The 19,526-nt window shown below is 67.3% G+C and carries 17 protein-coding genes; 9 read left to right on the top strand and 8 right to left on the bottom strand.

The window, feature by feature from the left end:
- Positions 1 to 137: 137 nt before the first annotated feature.
- The 5 genes from JNG39_RS00915 to JNG39_RS00895 all read right to left on the bottom strand — a co-directional run bounded on the left by JNG39_RS00915 (position 138) and on the right by JNG39_RS00895 (position 4,567).
- A complete protein-coding gene (locus JNG39_RS00915; RefSeq protein WP_368309133.1) occupies positions 138 to 1,019 on the bottom strand; it encodes an EamA family transporter in 882 nt (293 codons plus the stop codon).
- A gap of 15 nt (positions 1,020 to 1,034) precedes the next feature.
- Positions 1,035 to 1,487 (bottom strand): M35 family metallo-endopeptidase, encoded by a 453-nt coding sequence (locus JNG39_RS00910; protein ID WP_368309132.1) that lies wholly within the window; start codon positions 1,485 to 1,487, stop codon positions 1,035 to 1,037.
- Positions 1,488 to 1,662: 175 nt separating this feature from the next.
- Positions 1,663 to 2,181, bottom strand: coding sequence for a hypothetical protein (locus tag JNG39_RS00905; protein ID WP_368309131.1), 519 nt, complete (start codon positions 2,179 to 2,181; stop codon positions 1,663 to 1,665).
- 462 nt (positions 2,182 to 2,643) lie between these two features.
- A complete protein-coding gene (locus tag JNG39_RS00900; RefSeq protein ID WP_368309129.1) occupies positions 2,644 to 3,066 on the bottom strand; it encodes a DNA polymerase III subunit chi in 423 nt (140 codons plus the stop codon).
- Positions 3,067 to 3,076: 10 nt separating this feature from the next.
- On the bottom strand, positions 3,077 to 4,567 hold the full coding sequence (locus tag JNG39_RS00895) for a leucyl aminopeptidase (RefSeq protein WP_368309128.1): 1,491 nt from the start codon (positions 4,565 to 4,567) through the stop codon (positions 3,077 to 3,079).
- Positions 4,568 to 4,664: 97 nt separating this feature from the next.
- Here JNG39_RS00895 and lptF point away from each other — a divergent pair, with 97 nt between their 5' ends.
- A complete protein-coding gene (gene lptF / locus JNG39_RS00890) occupies positions 4,665 to 5,777 on the top strand; it encodes an LPS export ABC transporter permease LptF (RefSeq protein WP_368309127.1) in 1,113 nt (370 codons plus the stop codon).
- On the top strand, positions 5,774 to 6,871 hold the full coding sequence (lptG, locus tag JNG39_RS00885; RefSeq protein WP_368309126.1) for an LPS export ABC transporter permease LptG: 1,098 nt from the start codon (positions 5,774 to 5,776) through the stop codon (positions 6,869 to 6,871). Before lptF ends, lptG begins: the two co-directional genes overlap by 4 nt.
- Before the next feature lie 144 nt (positions 6,872 to 7,015).
- On the opposite strand, the gene JNG39_RS00880 is transcribed toward lptG, so the two are convergent.
- A complete protein-coding gene (locus tag JNG39_RS00880; protein ID WP_368309125.1) occupies positions 7,016 to 10,492 on the bottom strand; it encodes an ATP-binding protein in 3,477 nt (1,158 codons plus the stop codon).
- A 119-nt stretch (positions 10,493 to 10,611) separates the two neighbouring features.
- On the opposite strand from JNG39_RS00880, the gene JNG39_RS00875 reads away from it, so the two are divergent.
- From JNG39_RS00875 to JNG39_RS00855, 5 genes are all read left to right on the top strand, one after another.
- The gene (locus JNG39_RS00875) at positions 10,612 to 12,078 is read left to right on the top strand and encodes a GTPase (protein WP_368309124.1); all 1,467 of its coding nucleotides are present in this window, start codon (positions 10,612 to 10,614) and stop codon (positions 12,076 to 12,078) included.
- A 95-nt stretch (positions 12,079 to 12,173) separates the two neighbouring features.
- Complete coding sequence (locus JNG39_RS00870) at positions 12,174 to 12,800, top strand: YceI family protein (protein ID WP_368309123.1); 627 nt, start codon at positions 12,174 to 12,176, stop codon at positions 12,798 to 12,800.
- Positions 12,784 to 13,368 (top strand): cytochrome b, encoded by a 585-nt coding sequence (locus JNG39_RS00865; RefSeq protein ID WP_368309122.1) that lies wholly within the window; start codon positions 12,784 to 12,786, stop codon positions 13,366 to 13,368. The genes JNG39_RS00870 and JNG39_RS00865 overlap by 17 nt, the downstream gene beginning before the upstream one ends.
- Before the next feature lie 2 nt (positions 13,369 to 13,370).
- A complete protein-coding gene (locus JNG39_RS00860) occupies positions 13,371 to 13,919 on the top strand; it encodes a YceI family protein (protein ID WP_368310788.1) in 549 nt (182 codons plus the stop codon).
- A gap of 7 nt (positions 13,920 to 13,926) precedes the next feature.
- Complete coding sequence (locus JNG39_RS00855) at positions 13,927 to 15,270, top strand: DUF697 domain-containing protein (RefSeq protein ID WP_368309121.1); 1,344 nt, start codon at positions 13,927 to 13,929, stop codon at positions 15,268 to 15,270.
- 141 nt (positions 15,271 to 15,411) lie between these two features.
- Here JNG39_RS00855 and JNG39_RS00850 read toward each other — a convergent pair whose 3' ends face one another.
- Positions 15,412 to 15,639 carry a glutaredoxin family protein gene (locus tag JNG39_RS00850; RefSeq protein WP_368309120.1) on the bottom strand — a complete coding sequence of 76 codons (228 nt, stop codon included), beginning with the start codon at positions 15,637 to 15,639 and terminating at the stop codon, positions 15,412 to 15,414.
- A 78-nt stretch (positions 15,640 to 15,717) separates the two neighbouring features.
- Between JNG39_RS00850 and JNG39_RS00845 the strand changes: the two genes are divergently transcribed.
- Positions 15,718 to 17,100, top strand: coding sequence for an L-serine ammonia-lyase (locus tag JNG39_RS00845; protein WP_368309118.1), 1,383 nt, complete (start codon positions 15,718 to 15,720; stop codon positions 17,098 to 17,100).
- A gap of 160 nt (positions 17,101 to 17,260) precedes the next feature.
- On the opposite strand, the gene JNG39_RS00840 is transcribed toward JNG39_RS00845, so the two are convergent.
- A complete protein-coding gene (locus JNG39_RS00840; RefSeq protein ID WP_247373494.1) occupies positions 17,261 to 17,641 on the bottom strand; it encodes a hypothetical protein in 381 nt (126 codons plus the stop codon).
- A 160-nt stretch (positions 17,642 to 17,801) separates the two neighbouring features.
- Here JNG39_RS00840 and JNG39_RS00835 point away from each other — a divergent pair, with 160 nt between their 5' ends.
- Complete coding sequence (locus tag JNG39_RS00835) at positions 17,802 to 19,460, top strand: APC family permease (RefSeq protein ID WP_368309116.1); 1,659 nt, start codon at positions 17,802 to 17,804, stop codon at positions 19,458 to 19,460.
- The last annotated feature ends 66 nt before the right edge of the window (positions 19,461 to 19,526 follow it).

Raw genomic sequence — 19,526 nt, 5'->3', positions numbered from 1 at the left:
CGGCGTACGCGGTAATGACGTGGAAGATATTGCCGTGGCGGTGAACCTTGCAGCCCGTCGTTCCTGCGTACGCAGGAACCCAGCGCCTTGCGTCCGAAGGAGCGACGGCGCCAAATCGGCTCTCGTCGCAAGTTACCTCAAGCAACCACCACGCGCCGCCTTAGGTAAGGCGCACACACGAACACGCCGATCCCGAACAACATCACGGCAACGCCGACCCAAACCCCGGCCGAAAAGCGTTCGTCGAATGCGACGTACGACGTAACGATCCCCGACACCGGAACGATCAGGGACAAAGGCGCCACCATCGCGGCCGGATACGTCTTCATCAGGTTATTCCACACCATGTATCCGAACACCGTGGTGACGTACGCCTGGAACACCACCGAGCCGATGGCAGCCCAGCTCACGTCGTTGAACAGGTGCACGAACGGCTCCACCCCTTTGTCGAGAAACGTGAGGCACAGCAACACCGGCGCCGAAAACAGGCTCGACCACACCACGAAAGCCATCATGTCGGCAGGCCGGTAACGCTTAACGATCAGGTTGCACACCGTCCACGCGCACGCAGCGACCAGCACCAAGGCGATGCCGACCGTCGTCGCCGTGCCTCGCGTGTACGCGATGACGAAACCGAGCCCCGACGCGGCGAGCAGCATGCCCGCCACCTGGGCACCCGTCATGCGCTCTTGCAGGAACACCGCGCTCGCCACCACGGTGAAGAACGCGCTGAACTGCAACACCAGCGACGACATGCCGGGCGACATGCCCTTGGCCATCGCCAGGTTCACCACCCACCAGAGTCCCACGCCAAAGATCACCCCATATGCGGCCAACGCCGCAAAGGGTACGTCGCGGGGCTTACGCAGGAAGAACACGAGCGGCAAGGCAGTCAGGGCGAAACGCAGGCCGGTCAGAAGGAAGGGATCGAGATCGCGCAAGCCCACTTCGATGACGGAGAAATTGCTTCCCCAGATGATCGTCACCAGGATGCCGAGTAGCAGATCAAGCCCTTTCACCCTTCATCCTCCCTCTCATTCGTCGAGTCGTCCCAACGGGGTATCTGTAATGAAGTATTCGTAATTTGCCGCGCTCGTCACCGCGAATGGCCGAGGCAACGCATGCGCCTTCGCGCGGCTTCTGACCCCATCGAGATCGACGGTTCCCGACGCGATACCGTCATTCTGGTGTGAAACTTCGTGAGCGATCGTACCAGCCTGCGAAGTTATTCCTCCAGTAATGGGGTCGGTAAAATTGACCGGGCAAAGATGGATCAGCTTTCCTTCCGCCCATGCGCGCGACGAGGGATGGTATCCGACGCATGCGTCGCATACGGTACTGATAGATCCTTGCAAACGCACATACGTCGCCAGGACCGTCCGGTCCACCCGATCATTGTCAGTGGCTGAAGAAGCAGGATCGGGCGCCTGAGGTGCATCGTCATCCCACGTACCGAACCAGTTCTGGTAGCGACGACGGGGCTTCATATGAACCCTTGGAATCTGTGGGTTCGCCGGTTCAATCGAATCGGTGTAATAAAGACTACCCAGAAAATCCAGCGCTCCCTTCGAAATCGTTTGTGCCGAAGCGACCGCCTTCTGCGTATCACTTATCTGCTCCGGGGTGCATCGAGTGGCCGATGAGCGTGCCTCAGGCGCTGGATTAAGCCGGTTTCGCCACGTAAAAGGATTCGACGTTGCTCTTGACCGACTCATAAGGTAAATCTTCGGATTCACCATTTGGCATGATTTCCGGAACGCGATCGTACACCGCGACGCTCGTTGCCACGGCAACCTTCCCGGCAATCGGGAGCTCGTACTCCCTCGAAAGATCGACTGACACGCTGACGGTCTCACCGGGCTCAAGCCGGATGAAAGCCGATGCGGAGGGCGCCCCGAAAAATACCGACCGCCCTTTATAGACCACTGGGCGGTTGAAGCTGTCGGTGATCTTGAACCAGGCACCCGTCAGGCGACCTTGCGGCTTCGAGAATGCACTATGGTCGCGATAGGCAAACACCTCTCGCCCCGACTTGTTCGACAATGTCACGACAACCGTATTGGGTTCCGAAATGCTTCGTCCATCATGGGAAATCGTCAGCTCCATCCCCTCCGACGCATCGACCACCGGTACAACGCAACTCAATACGATCAGGCTCGTGACCCGGCGAAAAAACGTCATCCTAATCTCCCTGCATGGATACGCCGCAATGTGGCCAAATCAATGTAGGAAAAAACAAAACTCATAAGATATGAGAACGTTCTGAGTTTTCCATGCAAATGACTCTCTAGTAGCAGCCGCACGGAATAGAGAGCGCCCGGCGACCACCCTCGTCGCGACTTTCGTCGTCGAGCGTGTTCGGCCGGACAAGGCCGCGAAGCGGGGCTGGTCAGGACGACCAGCCTTTTCGGCCGAGGCATGGATGCCGAGTCCGAAAACCCCGGTCGGGCATGCGGGTCCGAAGGGGCACAGCCATCAGACACCAAGCCTCGCTGCGGCTTGTCCTTATTCGAGGACCGGCGGAGGCGGAGCGACGAGGGTGGGCGCCGGGTGCTCGTGCCTCAGCCCACACTGCTTTTCGCGCCTACGGCACGTAGATGCACGCATTCGCTGCAAGCGAATGAACCGATGGCTCCGGCGCAATCACATATCGTGCTTGTTCACCTCGAACCCACCCTTCTTGTACTCCGTCCACCGCGCACGCGAACCCTCGCGTTCGGCCGGGTCGGCGGCCACCACCTCGAGCACGCGGTCGTAGCGGCCCGGTGCGCAGACGTCGCGCAGGTTGATGACCATGGGGCGGTCGGGCGTATCGACGCCCGGCGGCACGATGAGGACGGCGATGTTGCCGTCGTCATCGTCGCCCGCCAGTTGGTGCGGGACGTAGGCGTCTTCGTCGAAATCCCAGAGCCGCTCGTCGATGGCCTCGGCCTGTTCGAAGTCGCGCGTGAGGATCAGCGTGGGCTGCTGGGCCGCGAACGCGCGTTTGGCGAGTTCGCAGACCAGCAACAGCGGATCGTCGCGGAACCGCGGTTTGTCGATCAGGTAGAAGTCGGCGCGCGGCATGGGCGGACGATCAACCGGCCGCCACGCGGTCGAGCAGCCACTGCGTGAGCAGCGGCACCGGACGGCCGGTGGCCAGGCCCTTGCGGCCCTCGTCCCACGCCGTGCCGGCGATGTCGAGGTGGGCCCAGCGACGGCCTTCGGTGAAACGGGCGAGGAAGCAGCCCGCCGTGATCGCGCCGGCGTACTTGCCGCCGATGTTGGCCACGTCGGCGAACACCGAGTCGAGCTGGCTCTGGTAGTCGTCCCACAGCGGCAGGCGCCATGCGCGGTCGAGCGTGCTCTCGCCCGCGGCGAGCAGTTCGGCGGAGAGGGTTTCGTCCTTGGTCATCAAGCCGCTGGCGTGCTTGCCCAGCGCGACGACACAGGCGCCGGTGAGCGTGGCGGCGTCGATGATGGTGTGCGGGTCGAAACGCTTGCCGGTATAGGTGAGCGCGTCGCAAAGGATCAGGCGGCCTTCCGCGTCGGTGTTGAGCACCTCGATGGTGATGCCCGCGAGGCTGGTGAGCACGTCGCCGGGGCGATAGGCGTCGCCGTCGGGCATGTTTTCCACGGCCGGCACGACGCAGACCAGGTTGACCGGCAGCTTCAGGCGCACGGCGGCGACGAAGGAGCCGAGCACGCCGGCGGCGCCGCCCATGTCGAACTTCATCTCCTCCATGCCCGGGCCCGGCTTGAGGCTGATGCCGCCGGTGTCGAAGGTGATGCCCTTGCCGACGAAGGCGTAGGGGCGCTCGCCGTCCTTGCCGCCGTTCCACTGCAGGACGACCAGGCGCGGCGGATTGGCCGAGCCGCGGGCCACGGCCAGCAGGGAACCGAAGCCTTCGCGCTCCATGTCGGCGCGCTCGAGCACCTCGCAGGTGACGCCCTCGTTGGCGTCGGCGAAGGCGCGGGCCTGGTCGGCGATGTAGCCGGGGTTGCAGATGTTCGGCGGCAGGTTGGCCAGCTCGCGGGCATAGCGCACGCCCTCGGCGATGGCGCGGGCCTCGACCAGGCCGGTTTCGCCGTCGGCCGGGGCCACGAGGGTGACCGAGGCCAGCTCGGGCTGGGCCTTGTCACGCGGCTTCACCGTGGCGGTGTAGCGATAGGCGGCGTGGTCGATGGCCAGGGCGCCGACGCGGACGCGCCAGGCGGCGTCGCGGCCGGGCACGTCGATTTCGGCGAGCCAGCTGGTGGCCTCGGTCACCGGCAGGCGGCCGATGGCGCGGGCGGCTTCGAGCGTCACGCGCTGGTAGCGGCCCGCGTCGAAGCCCTTCTGCGCCCCCAGGCCCACGATCAGCACGCGGGCCGCGGCCACGCCGGGCGGGTGCAGGAGCGTGACCACGTTGCCGAGCTTGCCGGTGACGTCGCCCGCCTCGACCAGGCGCTTGATGGCGCCGTCGGCGGCCGTATCGATGCGCGCCGCGGCGCTGGTCAGGATACCGTTCTCGTAGACGCCGACCACGGCCACGGGGGTGCTGGTGGATTCGGGAGCGTTGGAACCGAGGCTGAACTGAACCGTCATAGCTAACTGCCCTGCGAAAGCCCGCCGGGGCCCGGACAGGCTAGACTTAAGGATTGCCGGCCAGGACTGACGCGGCACGAACCGCCAATTCTACCAAATGCTCAGCATCCTAGACCGCTATTTCCTGCGCGAACTCGCTTACGGCATCGTGGCCACGGCCGTGGTGCTGCTGGTGATCTTCGCCGGCGGCGCCTTCGCGACCGTGCTGCAGAAGGTCGCCAACGGCAGCATCCAGCCCAGCGTGATGTTCGAGGTGCTCGGCCTGCAGATGGTCGACCTCCTCTCCACGCTGCTGCCCATGTCCGCCTTCCTGGGCACCCTCATCGCCCTGGGCCGCATGTACCGCGAGAGCGAGATGCACGTGCTGGCCTCCTCCGGCATGGGTCCCGGCGGCATGCTTCGCCCCGTGGCGATACTGGCCGTGGTCGCCACGGTCGTCGTGGGCACGGTGGCCCTGTGGCTCGGCCCCCTCTCCGCCCGCACGGCCGACCAGGTCATCGCGGCCGCCAACAAGTCGGTGATCGCCGCCGGCCTCGATGCCGGGCGCTTCACGGAACTGCCCGGCAAGGGCGGCATCATCTTCGTCGAAAGCCTCAGCCGCGACGGCACGGTGCTGGGCAAGACCTTCCTCGCCTCCGACCATACCGACGGCGCGGGCAAGGTGCAGGTGCGCGTGGTCAATGCGAAGAGCGGCCGCATGTACCAGGAAAGCGACGGCCAGAACCGCTTCCTCGCCCTCTACGACGGCTGGCAGTTCGAGATTCCCCTGGGGGGCGACAACTGGCGCCGCATGAAATACGACCGCAACGACGCCTCGCTCTCCAGCATCACCGACGACGACAGCGACAGCGATCCGGCCCACGAGGCCACCACCGCCGACCTCTTCAAGGCGCACGACGCCGAATCGCTGGGCGAGCTCGTCTCGCGCTTCGCCGCGCCGGTCAGCACGCTGGTGCTGATGATGATGGTGCTGCCGATGTCCCGGCAGGCCCCGCGCGACGCCCGCTACGGCCGCCTGCTCGTCGCGGTGCTGGCCTACTTCCTCTACGTGATCTGGCAGCTCATCGCGCGCGCGCAGATCATCAAGGAACACCTGCATACGTCCATCCCCATCTGGGTGCTGCACGTCATCGTCTTCCTGGTGGCCGCCTGGTTCTTCCGGCGCCAGAATGCGCCACGCCGCGTGGTCGCCAAGGGAGCCGTCGCTTGAGCGCCCTGACGATCAAGCGCGCCGACCGGCTGATCGGCATGAGCGTGCTGGGCACGTTGCTGCTGGTATGGCTGGTGCTCACCGGCTTCGACGCCCTCACCCAGTTCGTGCGCCAGCTCGGCAACATCGGCAAGAACGGCTTCACGCTGTACGACGCCATCGCCTACATCATGCTGACGGTGCCGCGCCGCCTCTACCAGATGTTCAGCAACGCGGCGCTGATCGGTGGCCTGCTGGGTCTCGGCGGGCTGGCCGCCACCGGCGAACTGACGGCGCTGCGCGCGGCGGGCATGTCCAAGTTGCGCATCGCCGTTTCCGCGGCCGGCGTGATCGCCGTCCTCACCGTCGCCGTGGTGGTGATGGGCGAAACCGCGGCGCCCTACGGCGACCAGCACGCGCAGGCCATCCAGGTGCGCATGCGTTCGAGCAACCTCGGCGCCACCAGCAGCGGGCTGTGGGCCCGCGACGCGGGCAAGATCATCAATGCCAAGTCGGCCATCGCCGTGCAGGACGGCGACCGCACCACGGTGAAACTGGTCGACGTGCGCGTGTTCACGTTCACGCCCGACGGACAGGTAAAGGAATTCTCGCACGGCGACAGCGCCATCCACGACGGCAACCAGTGGATCATGTCCAAGGTACGCACCACCACGCTCGACGACCAGGGAACGCATTCCACCGAGCAACCCACGCAGACCTGGGTGTCACGCCTGAACCCGCACGTGCTCGAGCAGTCGGTGATCCACCCCGAATACCTGTCGATGAGCGACCTCCGGCGCAACATGCGCTACCTGGAGGCGAACGGCCAGAATCCCGGCGCCTATGCCGTCGCCTTCTGGGGCCGCGCGCTGTTCGCCGTCAACACGCTGGTGCTGGTGCTGTGCGCCATGCCGTTCGCGTTCGGTTCGCTGCGCTCGGGCGGCTTCGGCAAGCGGCTTTTCATCGGCGTGATCCTCGCCATCGGCTGGTATTTCCTGCAGGGGGCGATGGTGAACTTCGGCACGGTGTACGGCTTGCCGCCGCTGCTGGCCAACCTCCTGCCGACGACGTTGCTCGTCGTGGGCGCGCTGGCGTATTTCCGACGGTTCGGCTGACGCGATAACCGAGCGCGTCGCCGTGGGCACCGGCCTGCGCCGGCGCGACGACGGATACCTCGAGGTAAACACGAAGCGTCGCACGGGCGCAGGCCGGTGCCTACTGCGATGCAGCCGGTTTTAGCGACTCGACGGTGCGACGCTTCAACGCGACACCGCCTCCAGCACCGCGTCCAGGTCCGCCCCCGTCATCGGCTTGCGCACCAGCGCGTCCATCCCCGCCTCGCGTATGGCCGAGGTCTCGTCGCCCGCCGAACGCGCCGTGACGGCCACGATGGGCATGCGCTCGAGGTGGTCCATGCGGCGGACCATCCTCGCCACCTGGAATCCGCTCACCACCGGAAGGTCGAGATCGAGGAGCAACGCATCGAACGCCCCCCGGGACAGCTCCGTCATCGCGCTGAGGCCATCGCCCACGAGGCTCACGTCGTGCCCGCGCTGGCGGAGCAGGCCATCCATGACCTCGGCGATCATCGGGTCGTCTTCCACCACGAGGAGGCGTCGTGCGCGCGTGCCTTCGGCATCGGCCGGTGCCGGCGCCGCCGCGTCGACCGCGCAGGGCGGCAACGGCAGGCGTACGGTGAACGTGCTGCCGCGGCCGGGCTCGCTGTCCACCGTGACGCTGCCGCCCATCAGCGCGCAAAGCTCGTGACAGATCGCTAGCCCCAACCCCGAGCCTTCCGAACGCTGGGGCGAACCGCCCTGCGAGAAGCGCGAGAAAAGCCGCGAGAGGAGCTCTTTCGACATGCCGGGCCCGGTGTCCTTCACCGTGGCGACGAGGCTGGCGTCGGTCCAGGCGACGTGCAACGACACGCCGCCGCGCTCGGTGAACTTCACCGCGTTGTTCACCAGGTTCTGCAGGATCTGCCGCAAGCGCACGGTGTCGCCGAGCACGGCCTCGGGCACGTCGGCATCCACGGCAGCGGATAGCGCGAGCTGTTTGGCACGGGCGTTGCCCGACGCGAGCGCCACCACTTCGTCGGCCAGTGCCCTCACCGGCACGCTTTCGCTTTCCAGCACGAGCTGGCGGGACTCGATGCGGCTGATGTCCAGCGCATCGTTGATGAGGCGAAGCAGGGTCGCGCCCGAGCGGCGAACGGCTTCCACATAGCCGCGTTGCACCTCGTCGAGCGGAGTCTGCGCCATCAGTTCGGCCATGCCGAGCACGCCGGTCATCGGCGTGCGGATCTCGTGCCCCAGCGTCGCCATGAATTCGGTTTTTGCCGAGTTGGCCCGTTCGGCGAGCTGGCGCCGCTGCTCCGCCAGCTTCAGGCGCATCGCCTGCCGCACCCGCCGGCGCGTACCGCGCACGACCGCCCATGCGATGACGGCCGCCGCCGCGGCGTAGAGCAACCACGCCCACCAACGCATCCACGGCGGGGCGTCCACCCGAAGGATGAGCGGGGGCGCCGACGCCGTGGCGCCGAATTCGCGCGGAAACCCCGATACCAGCACGCGATAAACGCCGGCGCCAAGCGCGGCGAAGCGATACTCGCCCGCCTTTCCGGTCACCCCGTGGGATTGTTCGCCGTCATGATCGACGGTGACGCGCAGCCGGCTCTCTTCCGGGTCGACATACGAGAGCGCGCGCGCCCGGATCTCGAGTTCGCGATCGTTCCAACCGATGCGCAACTCGCCCTCGTCGACTGGGATGGACTCGCGCCGCCCTCCGCGCAGCACGCTGGCGCCCAGCACCACGACGGAGGGACGATGGGCGTGGTCGCGCTGGCGATCGGGACGAAAGCCCACGATGCCTCCCACCGTCGCGCCGTACATGGTGCCGTCGGGAAGCTGCACGGTGATGGCATTGGTGAACTCGCCGTTCGCCAGGCCGTCGGCCAGCCCGAAGCGGCGGAACGATGTCATGCCCGGGTCGAAACGCCACACGCCGGTCTGGCCGTACAACCAGAGGCGGCCGGCGATATCGCGACGGATGTTGAGGATGTCGCTGGTCGGGAAGCCGTCGGTACCGCCGAAGCTGAGATCCCGTTCGGCATGGCGGCCGTCCCATAGGTAGTGTTCGAGCGCGTCGGGCCTCACCACCCAGAAACCCTCGTCGCCGGGCTCGAACGCGTTGATTCTCCCGGCGGCCACGCCATCGACCGGACGCATGGTGCCCGTCGAGGCGTCGAGCCGCGAAAGTCCGACGAGGCTCGCCTGCCACAGTTCGCCGTCGACGATGTCCATCTGGCGGGTATCCGCCGTGCCTCGCGTGGCGGATTCGAAGGGAATGCCTTCGACGGCGCGGCGACGCGGATCGAGCCGGAACAGGCCCTGCCCCAGGGCGGCCACGTAGACCATGCCCTTTCCGTCGCCCACCATCGCCGTCACCGGGCGGTGGATGCGATCGCGTGCCAGCGGCCGCACCGAGCGACGCGACGCGATCGAGAGGCCGTCCACCGTGCCGATGAGCAGGCCGGCGTCGGATTCGAACAGCGACTGCACGCGGGCGGGCCCGATGTCGAATCCGTCGGAGGCCTTGCCCGTGGCGGGGTCGAACGCGCGAATCCAGCCTCGGTAACCGCCCACCCACAAGGCCGTGTCGCCCTTGGCCGCCACGGCGGTGATCGCGCGCGCGGGGAGGCTGTCGGCATCGGTGGCGACGTGGGTGAAACGGCTGAAGTCGTCCGATCCCGGGCCCAGGTAGGCGAGTCCGCCATCGGCAAGGCCGAACCACAATCCGTGCTCGTCGTCTTCGATCATGCTGCGCACGTTGCGCCCCGGGATGCCCCGGGATGCGATCCACGCGCCACGGATGCGGTGCAGGCGGCCGTGGCGGTCGAGCAGTTCGAGCCCGTCGATGGTGGCGATCCAAAGGTTGCCATGGCTGTCGCTGAGCGTCGCGTACGTGAGCACCGCGGGAAGGCGCGCATCGCGATGCAGACGCCCGTCGGTACCCGGGAGGTAGACGCCCCGATCGGTGGAGACGACCAGCTCGTTCGGCCGCCCGGCGATATGCCGTACGCGGGGCACGTCGCCAGCGAAGGGCACGCGTTCGAAGCGCCCCTGCGCGTCGATGACGCCCACACCCTGGTCGCCGCCCACCCACAGGCGATCGTCGTCCGTCGCGTGCAGCGCATGCACGGCCTGGGGAATGAGCCCGCGTTCCGTGCCGGCCACGTGCTCGACCTTGCCGTCGGGAAGCAGACGGTCCAGCCCTTCGGAGGTGCCGACCCACACCGCGCCGTCGCGCGTATGCGCGATCGCCTTCACGTCGTCGTCGGACAAGCCGTCGCGCCACTGCACCAACGTGCCGGCGGCGACGTCGTAGCGCGCCACGCCGATGTCGCCGCCGCCGATCCAGATGCGATCTTCGCGGTCGATGGTCATCGTGGTGATGCCGCTCAGGGCCAGCGGATGCCGCCCGTCCTCGCCCACGCCCGGCGGGCTGAATTCGACGCCGTCGAAACGCGTCAGCCCGACCGGCGTGGCGATCCAGAGGAACCCGCGGGAATCCTGCGCCACCGCCTGCACGTTGCTGCTGGGCAGGCCCTCCAGCTGGCCGTAGCTGCGGAACTGCGGCGTGGGAACCGGCGGGAGGGGCGCCTCCGACCGGGCCGCCGTCGCGGAAAGGGCGGCGGCGAACGCGAGGGTCCATCTCGCCACGAACAAGTGATGCATGACGCCTGCTTCCAATCGATCCCGCTCATCTTGCCATGGTCGTCGCGCGGAAAAAGCCGGGTAACCGCCTGATATCCATGTAGGCGCATGCCGACGCGCTTCGACGTAAGATGCCTCCCATGTCACGCCGATTCCGTCTCTTGACCGCCGCCATCGGCATCGCCGCGCTCACGTGGCTACTGTTGTCGATCCTCGAACGCGCGATGTCGACGGCGCAGCGCTTCATGACCCTGCCCCTGGGCATCCGCTGGCTGATCGGCGCGATCCTGGCGATCATCCTTGGCGGTGGACTGGCGGCCATCGCGTATTGGCTGCGCCCGCGTCGCGACCGCCCGCGCGCGGTCGCCCCGGACCGGGGATCGATCGAAGCACGCATCGGCGCGCTGCGCGAGCGGCACGCCGATGCTGAGAATCTTCTCACCGAGCTCGACGAACTCGACCGCCGCCGTGAAAGCCGGCGCATCCACATTGCGTTGTTCGGCGAAATCTCCGTCGGCAAATCGGCACTCATCGCGGCGCTGGTCCCCGAGGCCCACGTCGCCAGCGACGCCCGCGGCGGCACGACGAAGGCCGTCACGCTCCATGACGGCCCCTCGCCCACGGGCGACACCTGGACGGTCGCCGACGTACCGGGATCCGCCGAGGCCGGCGGCGAGGCGCATGAACGCATCGCCCGCGACGAAGCCGTGCGCGCGCATGCGGTGGTCTATGTCTGCGCCGGCGACCTCACCCGCACCCAGGCGACGGAACTGCACTGGCTGGGCTATTTCGGGAAACCGCTGGTGCTGGTCGTGAACAAGGCCGATCAGTGGACCGACGGCGAACGCGACGCCATCCTTGCCCGTGTGCGCCAGCACGCCGACGACATGCCCGATGCCGTGGTGGCGACGAGCGCGGGCGGCCACGAACGCTTCACCCGCCGTCTTCCCGACGGCACGGTGGAAGAGGTAAGCAGGGCGCGAAAGCCCGATGTCGGCGACCTGCGCGCGGCGCTGGAACGTCTCGTGGCCCCGGGCGTCGATGCCCTGGAAACGCAACGCGAGCAGGCGGTACTTGCCCGCCTCCACGAACGCACGAGCGAAAGCGAGGCGGCCTTCCGCGCGGAAGAAGCCGAACGCATCGTGACGCGCCATGCACGGCGCGCCATCGTCGGGGCCATGGCGGCCGTGGCCCCGGGCACCGACCTGATCGTGCAGGGCGCCCTCGCCGCCAGCCTCGCCCGCGACCTGGCCGCACTCTACGGCGTGAAGGTGAGCGATATCGAGATCGAGGCCCTGCTGCGCGAGGCGCGCATGACGGTGCGCACCGGCACCTCGGTGGTACTCGCGGTGGCGGGCAACGCGTTGAAGGCCTTTCCCGGCCTGGGGACGCTCGGCGGGGGCGTCCTCCACGCCTTCGCCTACGCGCTCATCTTCGACAGCCTGGGCCGTGCCCTCGCCACCACGCTGGCCGAGCGCCACCGGCTCGATGGTGCCGAAGCCGGGCGGCGCCTGCGCGACCTGCTCGAGGAAGGCTCCGCCTCCCGGCTGGGCCGGCTCACCGACCTCACCCGCGAGGTCCTGCGTGATCGGCAGGGTGAACGATGAGTTCGCGATCCGGCAGGCTGACAACCTTTTTCGGCTCGGCCACACTTACCCTTATCGGCTGCGCCGCGGCCCTTTTTCGAAGCAGGGTTCCACGCATGTCGCATGCACGGCTCGTCCTTCCCGCCTTGCTGGCACTGGCTCCCCTGGCCGCCACGGCCGAACCCGTCGACTACCGGCTCGACCCGGTGCACACGCAGATCGTGTTCAACGTGGAGCACAACGGTTTTTCACGCTCGTTCGGCCGCCTGAAGATCAGCGAAGGCTCGCTGCGCTTCGACCCGGACGACTGGTCGAAATCCTCGTTGCAGGTCACCGTGAACCTCGATTCGCTCGACATGGGCGACGCCGACTGGAACAAGGCCGTGAAGGGCGCCAGCCTGCTCGACACGGCGCACGCCGCCACCGCGCGCTACGTCAGCGAATCGGTGGAAAAGCGCAGCGATACCGAGGGCACGGTCCACGGCAAGTTCACCCTGCGCGGCGTCACCGTGCCGCTGGACATTCCCTTTCGCGTCAACCGCGTGGGCCGCACCATCTACGGCCTGCACACGGTGGCCGGCTTTTCCTCGAGCTTCACCCTCGACCGCACCGTCTTCGGCATGACCTCGAACCGCAATTCCATTGGCACCGAGGTCACCGTATGGCTCGAGGCCGAAGCCATCCGCGGCGGCGAAAAGCCGTCCCCCACCACCAAGGAGCGCACCGATGCCCCTACGCAGTGAACCCGGCCGATGGAGCACCGTCGCCAAGACCTTCCACTGGGTGATGGCGCTCCTCATCGTCGGCAACGGTATCTTCGCGTTCTGGATGTCCGACCTGAAACCGTCGATGCAGAAGATCAACATGTTCGCGCTGCACAAGTCGATCGGATTGACCGTGCTCGCGCTCTTTTTCCTGCGGCTTCTGTGGCGCCTCGCGGATCGCCGTCCGGCGGAGGATCCCGCGCCACGGTGGCAGCGGATCGCCGCGCACGTCGTGCATGGCCTGCTCTACGTGCTGATCGTGTCGTTGCCGTTGTCGGGCTGGATCTTCAACTCGGCGCACGGCTTTCCGCTGCAGTACTTCAAGCTGTTCAACCTGCCCGCGTTGATCGACAAGAATCCCGACATCGACGATCTCCTGCTCGAGGTACACGAATACCTGTTCTGGTTCCTCCTGCTGGTGCTCGTCGCCCACGTCGGCGGCGCGCTCAAGCACCATCTCATCGACCGCGACGACACGCTCCGGCGTATGCTGCCCTTCGGCCGCGCCAAGCGAAACATCCCCCCTTCCCCCGGAGACACGCCATGACGATCCGCCGCCTTTCCGCCCTCGCTTTCGCGCTGGCCCTGCCGATGGCCGCCTCCGCGGCGGACTACAAGGTCGGGCCCGGCAGCACGCTGGGCTTCAGCGGCAAGTTCCAGGGCCAGCAGTTCGACGGCAGCTTCGGCAAGTTCGATGCCGCCATCAGCTACGACCCGGCCAACCTGGCCGCTTCCAAATTCGACGTGACCGTCGACGTCGCCACGGCGAAGACCGGCGACGGCGATCGCGACGGCGCCCTGCCCGGTTCGGATTTCTTCGACGCGGCCAAGTTTCCCAAGGCGCACTACGTGACCACCGGCTTCACCAAGGACGCCAAGGGCGACGTGGTGGCCAACGGCAACCTCACGCTGCACGGCATCACCAAGCCGGTGGCGTTGAAAGTGGTGTTCAACCCCGCCGCCGGCGGCGCCCGCCTCTCGGTCACCGGCACGCTGAAGCGCCTGGACTTCGGCGTGGGCAGCGGCGAATACAAGGACACCTCGACCATCGCCGACGAGGTGCTGGTCAACGGCACGCTCAACCTGCTGCCGAAGTAAGCCGCGCATGGCGGGCTGGCGCGAACGCCTGCAAGGCCTCACCGGCCGTTTTCGCCGCGCCGCGCCGTCCGCCCCGGTGGACGGCACGCGTGGCGGCGCGGTCGCCGCCAGCCTGCGCGGCCTGCTCGACGACCCGTCCATCCCCGCCGACGTACGCGCGGCGATGGCCGAGGATTTTCGTCGCGTCGAGCACATGCTCGACCGGCTGGAAAACGAAGAACTCCACGTGGCCGTCTTCGGCCGCGTTTCCGCGGGCAAGTCGGCGCTGGGCAATGCGCTGCTGGGCCGCGAGGCGTTCGAGGTGGGCGTGCTCCACGGCACCACCACGGGTGCCGACGTGGCTCGTCTCGACGAAGCCACCAACGCGGGCCTCGTGCTCATCGACACGCCGGGCATCAATGAACTGGGCGGCGAAGACCGCGAAAGGCTCGCCTTCGAAGTGGCCGAGGTGAGCGACCTCATCGTCTTCGTCGCCGACGGCGACCTCACCCGCGAAGAACGCGACGCGATGCGCACGCTGGCCGCCACGCGACGCCCCCTGCTGCTCGTGCTCAACAAGGCGGACCGCTATGCCGACGACGAACGCGAGGGATTGCTCGAACGATTGCGTGAGCACGCCGATGGCCTCGTACGCCCCGAGGACGTGATCGCCGTGGCCGCGCGTCCCGCGCCGCGCGACGTCGTCGAAGTGGATGCCCGTGGTGGAGAGCGGCGGATCAGCGAGCCTCGCCCGGCGGACGTGGCGGCGCTCAAGTCACGCCTCGTCGCCATCGCGGAACGTGAAGGCAAGGCGCTTTCCGCGATCAACGCGGGCCTGTTCGCCGGACGGCTGACCGACCAGATCAGCGCGCGCATCGCGTCCACGCGACGCGAGGTGGCGTCGCGCACCATTCGCCAATACTGCATCGCCAAGGCCGTGGCCGTGGCGCTCAATCCCGTGCCGGTGGCCGACTTGCTGCTGGCCGGCGGTCTCGACGCCGCGATGGTCGTGCAACTGAGCCGCGTCTACGGCCTGCCGCTCACCCGCAGCGAATCGGGCCGCCTCGTCGCCGTCATCAGCACGCAGCTCGCCGCGCTGATGGGCGCGGTGTGGGGCATGCAACTGGTGTCGTCGGCGCTGAAAGGCTTGAGCGGCGGGTTGTCCGTGGTGGTCACCGCGGCGGCCCAGGGTGCGCTGGGCTGGTACGCCACGGTGCTCATCGGCCGCGCGGCGGAGCATTACCTGGTGGCGGGCAAGTCGTGGGGCGAGCAAGGGGCGAAGCGGGCGGTGGCCGATATCGTGGCGAGCCTGGATCGGGATTCGATCTTGCGGGAGGCCCGGGAAGAGATCCTGCGGCGCCTGAAGAAATAAGAGCCGAGGGAGGATCGGAACGAAAACCGGGTTCCCGGCGCTGGGCTCCTGCGTGCGCAGGAGCGACGAGCTACGGGCACCGTCGCTCCTGCGCACGCAGGAGCCCAGCGCCGGAAGGTGGGTTGTCGCGATATCGCCGCCTCACGCCGCCATCAGGTCGCGCACGCCGTCCACGTCAAACGGCCAATCCAGCTCTACCCCGTCGCCACGCCGCAGTACCGGCACGCGAGCCCCGTATCGCGCCTCCAGCACCTCGTCGTCATCGATGAATACCGAGGAAAAATCCGGCAACCGCGCCGCCGCCAGCACGTCCAGCGCCTGATCGCAGAGGTGGCAGTCATCGCGCTGGAAGAGCGTGAACGGGGTCATCCGGTGGCCTATGGGGTCGATGGGCGGCAGGGCGTAGAATAACCGGCTGTTCCCCACCCCGTAGCTCCCCAGGCAGCCATGGCAGTCAGCGTTTTCGACCTCTTCAAGATCGGCATCGGCCCATCCTCGTCGCACACCGTGGGCCCGATGCGCGCCGGCGCGCGCTTCGCCGACCACTGGCTCGAGGAGAAAGGCGTGCTCGAACGCGTGACGCGCGTGCGCTGCGAACTGTTCGGCTCGCTCGCCATGACCGGCCGCGGCCACGGCACCGACAAGGCCGTGCTGCTCGGTTTCGAGGGCGAATGGCCCGATCGCGTCGATCCCGACGCCATCCCCGCCACGCTCGAACGCATCCGCTCGACCAGGCGCATCCGCATCCTCGGCCGCCACGAGATCGCGTTCGACGAAAAATCCGACCTGATCTTCAACAAGCGCCAGAAACTGCCGTTCCACACGAATGGCATGCGTTTCTCGGCCTACGACGCCGACGGCAACGAACTGGCCACGCGCGACTACTACTCGGTGGGCGGCGGCTTCGTCGTCAACCCCGACGAAGCGGCGGAAGACCGCATCGTGGCCGATACCAGCGAGCAGCCGTATCCGTTCTCCACCGGCGACGAACTGCTGTCGCTGTGCAAGGAGCATGGCCTGACCATCGCCCAGCTGATGATGCGCAACGAAAGCATCTGGCGTCCCGAAGAGGAAACCCGCGCGGGCCTGCTGACCATCTGGAAGGCCATGCAGGATTGCGTCGCGCGCGGCCTGCGCTCACCGGGCACGTTGCCGGGCGGGCTCAAGGTCAATCGCCGCGCGCCGGCCATGGCCGCCGAACTTCGCGCCCAACCCGAAGCCTCGCTGCGCGATCCGCTCACCATCCTCGACTGGGTCAACCTCTACGCCCTCGCCGTCAACGAGGAAAACGCCGCGGGCGGCCGCGTGGTCACGGCCCCCACCAACGGCGCCGCCGGCATCGTGCCGGCCGTACTGCACTATTACCGGCATTTCTGCCCGAGCGCGTCGGAAAGCGGCGTGATCGAGTTCATGCTCACGGCCGCCGCCATCGGCATCCTCTACAAGGAAAACGCCTCCATCTCCGGCGCCGAGGTCGGCTGCCAGGGCGAGGTTGGCGTGGCCTGCTCGATGGCGGCCGGCGGCCTGGCCGCCGCGTTGGGGGGCACCGTCACCCAGGTGGAAAACGCCGCCGAGATCGGCATGGAACACAACCTCGGCCTCACCTGCGACCCGATCGGCGGCCTGGTGCAGATCCCCTGCATCGAGCGCAACGCCATGGGCGCCGTGAAGGCCATCAATGCCAGCCGCATGGCGCTCAAGAGCGACGGCAAGCACCACGTCTCGCTCGACAAGGTGATCGCCACCATGCGCGACACGGGCCGCGACATGAAGGACAAGTACAAGGAAACCTCGCGGGGCGGGTTGGCCGTGAACGTCATCGAGTGCTGAGGCGCCGTTCGCCGATACGATCGGCTCCCACCCCTTCGGTAGCCGACCTGGGGCATCCTGGCTATACGGAGGGATGGGGGCGAAGCGTACAGGGCCGAGAACGCCTGACTACCGAAGGGGTGGGAGCCGATCGTATCGGCGAAAAGCCGCCCACGGTTGCTCACCGAGCCGGGCAGATCCGGGGCAACCGATCCACCGTCTCCACCCGCACCGGCTCATCCTGCCCCCACCAGTTCGCCACGGCGGAGTAGCACACGCGGAGCTTGCCCTGGCGGGCGTCGAAGCGCTGTTTGCTCGTATAGGCGAAGCACGACACCGACGAAAGATGCCCCAGTTCGCGCATCGTAATGGCGCAGCGCCGCACGGATTCCACGGGGTCTTCGCCCGGGTGCAGCGTGAAGTAGAAACCCTTTGCGGTGCGGTCGTACGACTCCGAATCGATCGAACGGCCCTTGTCGCTCCATTGCTCTTCGGCTGCGGCAGTGCCGCATACCGAAATCGCAATGAACAACACGCCGCCGACGACCCACTTCGAACGCATCCGAACCCCTTGATCCTTACCGCGCCGTTCAGTGTATATCGACCGGCGGCCGGTTTGCGCAGGGGTGCCGCAGGCTGACAGCGGCGCCCCGGGCTGTCATCATCCGGCCCTTGTGCCGCACAGGTCCGGATGTCCCCGGGTCCTTCCGAACGGAGTGTCCATGTCCCATCACCATATCCGCCGCGACGTCGGCGCCTTCGCCCTGATGCTGACCGGCCTGGGCTCGATCATCGGCTCAGGCTGGCTGTTCGGCGCCTGGCACGCCGCCCAGCTCGCCGGCCCCGGCGCGATCTACGCCTGGATCATCGGCGCCGTCATCATCCTGTTCATCGCCCTCACCTACGCCGAACTGGGCGCGATGTTTCCCGAATCCGGCGGCATGGTGCGCTACGGCCACTACTCCCACGGTTCGCTGGTCGGCTTCATCGCCGGCTGGGCCAACTGGATCGCCATCGTCTCGGTGATTCCCGTGGAAGCCGAGGCCTCGGTGCAGTACATGGCCTCCTGGCCCTGGGAATGGGCCAAGTGGACGCACGACCTCTACGTGGTCACCAACGGCCACGGCGAACTCACCCCGCCGGGCCTGGCGATCGCCGTGGTACTGGTATTCGTCTACTTCTTCCTCAATTTCTGGAGCGTGAAGCTCTTCGCCAAGAGCAACACGGCCATCACCGTGTTCAAGCTCGTGGTGCCCGCCGCCACCGCCATCGCGCTCATCGCCACCAGCTACAACCCGGGCAACTTCCACATCGGCGCGCACGGCGGCACCCACGCCATCGACATCTCGTCGATCCTCACCGCCGTGGCCATCTCGGGCATCGTCTTCAGCTTCAACGGCTTCCAGAGCCCGGTGAACCTCGCCGGCGAGGCGCGCAACCCGGGCCGCAGCGTGCCGCTCGCGGTGATCGGTTCGATCCTGCTCGCCACCGTGGTCTACGTGCTGCTGCAGGTGGCCTTCATCGGCGCCGTGCCGCCCGACCAGCTCGGCAACGGCTGGGCCGGCCTCGATTACGCCTCGCCCTTCGCCCAGCTCGCCACCGCGCTGATGATCAACTGGATGGCGATCCTGCTCTACGCCGACGCCTTCGTCAGCCCCAGCGGCACCGGCGCCACGTACACGGCCACCACCGCGCGCATGATCTACGCGATGGAGCGCAACGGCCAGTTGCCGAAGATCTTCGGCCACATCCATCCGCGTTTCGGCATCCCGCGCCCGGCGATGTGGCTCAACCTCGTGGTGAGCTTCATCTTCCTGTTCTTCTTCCGCGGTTGGGGCACGCTGGCGGCGGTGATCTCGGTGTCGACGATCATCTCCTACCTCACCGGCCCGGTCAGCGTGATGACGCTGCGCCGCACCGCCCCCGAACTGAAGCGTCCGCTGCGCATCCCCGGCCTGCCGGTGCTCGCCGCGCTGGCCTTCATCTTTGCCACCGAGCTGCTCTACTGGGCCAAGTGGCCGCTCACCGGCGAGATCATCCTGCTGATGGTCGTGGCGCTGCCGATCTACTTCTATTACACGGCCAAGAGCGGCTGGGACGACTTCGGTCGCCACCTGCGCGGTGCGTGGTGGCTCATCGTCTACCTGCCCGTGATCGCCCTGGTGTCGTGGGCCGGCAGCAAGACCTTCGGCGGCCACGACTACGTCCCGTACGGCTACGACCTCGCCCTCGTGGCGGTGCTCGGCGCGATCTTCTACGTGTGGGGCATCCGCACCGGTTGGCGCACGCCGATGGTGGAGGCGGCGCGCTTCCATCATGAGGATGAACTGGATCTGCCCCCGAGTGTGGACGAGGCCGAGCGGGCGACCGGTCACCGCTGATAAAAAAAGGCACCCTCCGGGGTGCCTTTTTCTTTGGTACTCCGTCGCATCGGCGCAGGCCGGCGC

It is taken from the genome of Luteibacter sp. CQ10, assembly GCF_040900725.1.
GTDB lineage: Bacteria > Pseudomonadota > Gammaproteobacteria > Xanthomonadales > Rhodanobacteraceae > Luteibacter.
Note: the sequence above shows the minus strand (reverse complement) of the source record. Positions and strands in the feature narration are given on the sequence as shown.

Bases quoted from the DNA above. Each gene is read 5' to 3' on its own strand.
- JNG39_RS00855 (WP_368309121.1), top strand. From the start codon at position 13,927: ATGGCGGGCTGGCGCGAACGCCTGCAAGGCCTCACCGGCCGTTTTCGC.
- JNG39_RS00875 (WP_368309124.1), top strand. From the start codon at position 10,612: ATGTCACGCCGATTCCGTCTCTTGACCGCCGCCATCGGCATCGCCGCG.
- JNG39_RS00905 (WP_368309131.1), bottom strand. From the start codon at position 2,181: ATGACGTTTTTTCGCCGGGTCACGAGCCTGATCGTATTGAGTTGCGTT.
- JNG39_RS00895 (WP_368309128.1), bottom strand. From the start codon at position 4,567: ATGACGGTTCAGTTCAGCCTCGGTTCCAACGCTCCCGAATCCACCAGC.
- lptF (WP_368309127.1), top strand. From the start codon at position 4,665: ATGCTCAGCATCCTAGACCGCTATTTCCTGCGCGAACTCGCTTACGGC.
- JNG39_RS00845 (WP_368309118.1), top strand. From the start codon at position 15,718: ATGGCAGTCAGCGTTTTCGACCTCTTCAAGATCGGCATCGGCCCATCC.
- JNG39_RS00850 (WP_368309120.1), bottom strand. From the start codon at position 15,639: ATGACCCCGTTCACGCTCTTCCAGCGCGATGACTGCCACCTCTGCGAT.
- JNG39_RS00865 (WP_368309122.1), top strand. From the start codon at position 12,784: ATGCCCCTACGCAGTGAACCCGGCCGATGGAGCACCGTCGCCAAGACC.
- JNG39_RS00910 (WP_368309132.1), bottom strand. From the start codon at position 1,487: ATGAAGCCCCGTCGTCGCTACCAGAACTGGTTCGGTACGTGGGATGAC.
- JNG39_RS00840 (WP_247373494.1), bottom strand. From the start codon at position 17,641: ATGCGTTCGAAGTGGGTCGTCGGCGGCGTGTTGTTCATTGCGATTTCG.
- JNG39_RS00870 (WP_368309123.1), top strand. From the start codon at position 12,174: ATGTCGCATGCACGGCTCGTCCTTCCCGCCTTGCTGGCACTGGCTCCC.
- JNG39_RS00880 (WP_368309125.1), bottom strand. From the start codon at position 10,492: ATGCATCACTTGTTCGTGGCGAGATGGACCCTCGCGTTCGCCGCCGCC.
- JNG39_RS00835 (WP_368309116.1), top strand. From the start codon at position 17,802: ATGTCCCATCACCATATCCGCCGCGACGTCGGCGCCTTCGCCCTGATG.
- JNG39_RS00900 (WP_368309129.1), bottom strand. From the start codon at position 3,066: ATGCCGCGCGCCGACTTCTACCTGATCGACAAACCGCGGTTCCGCGAC.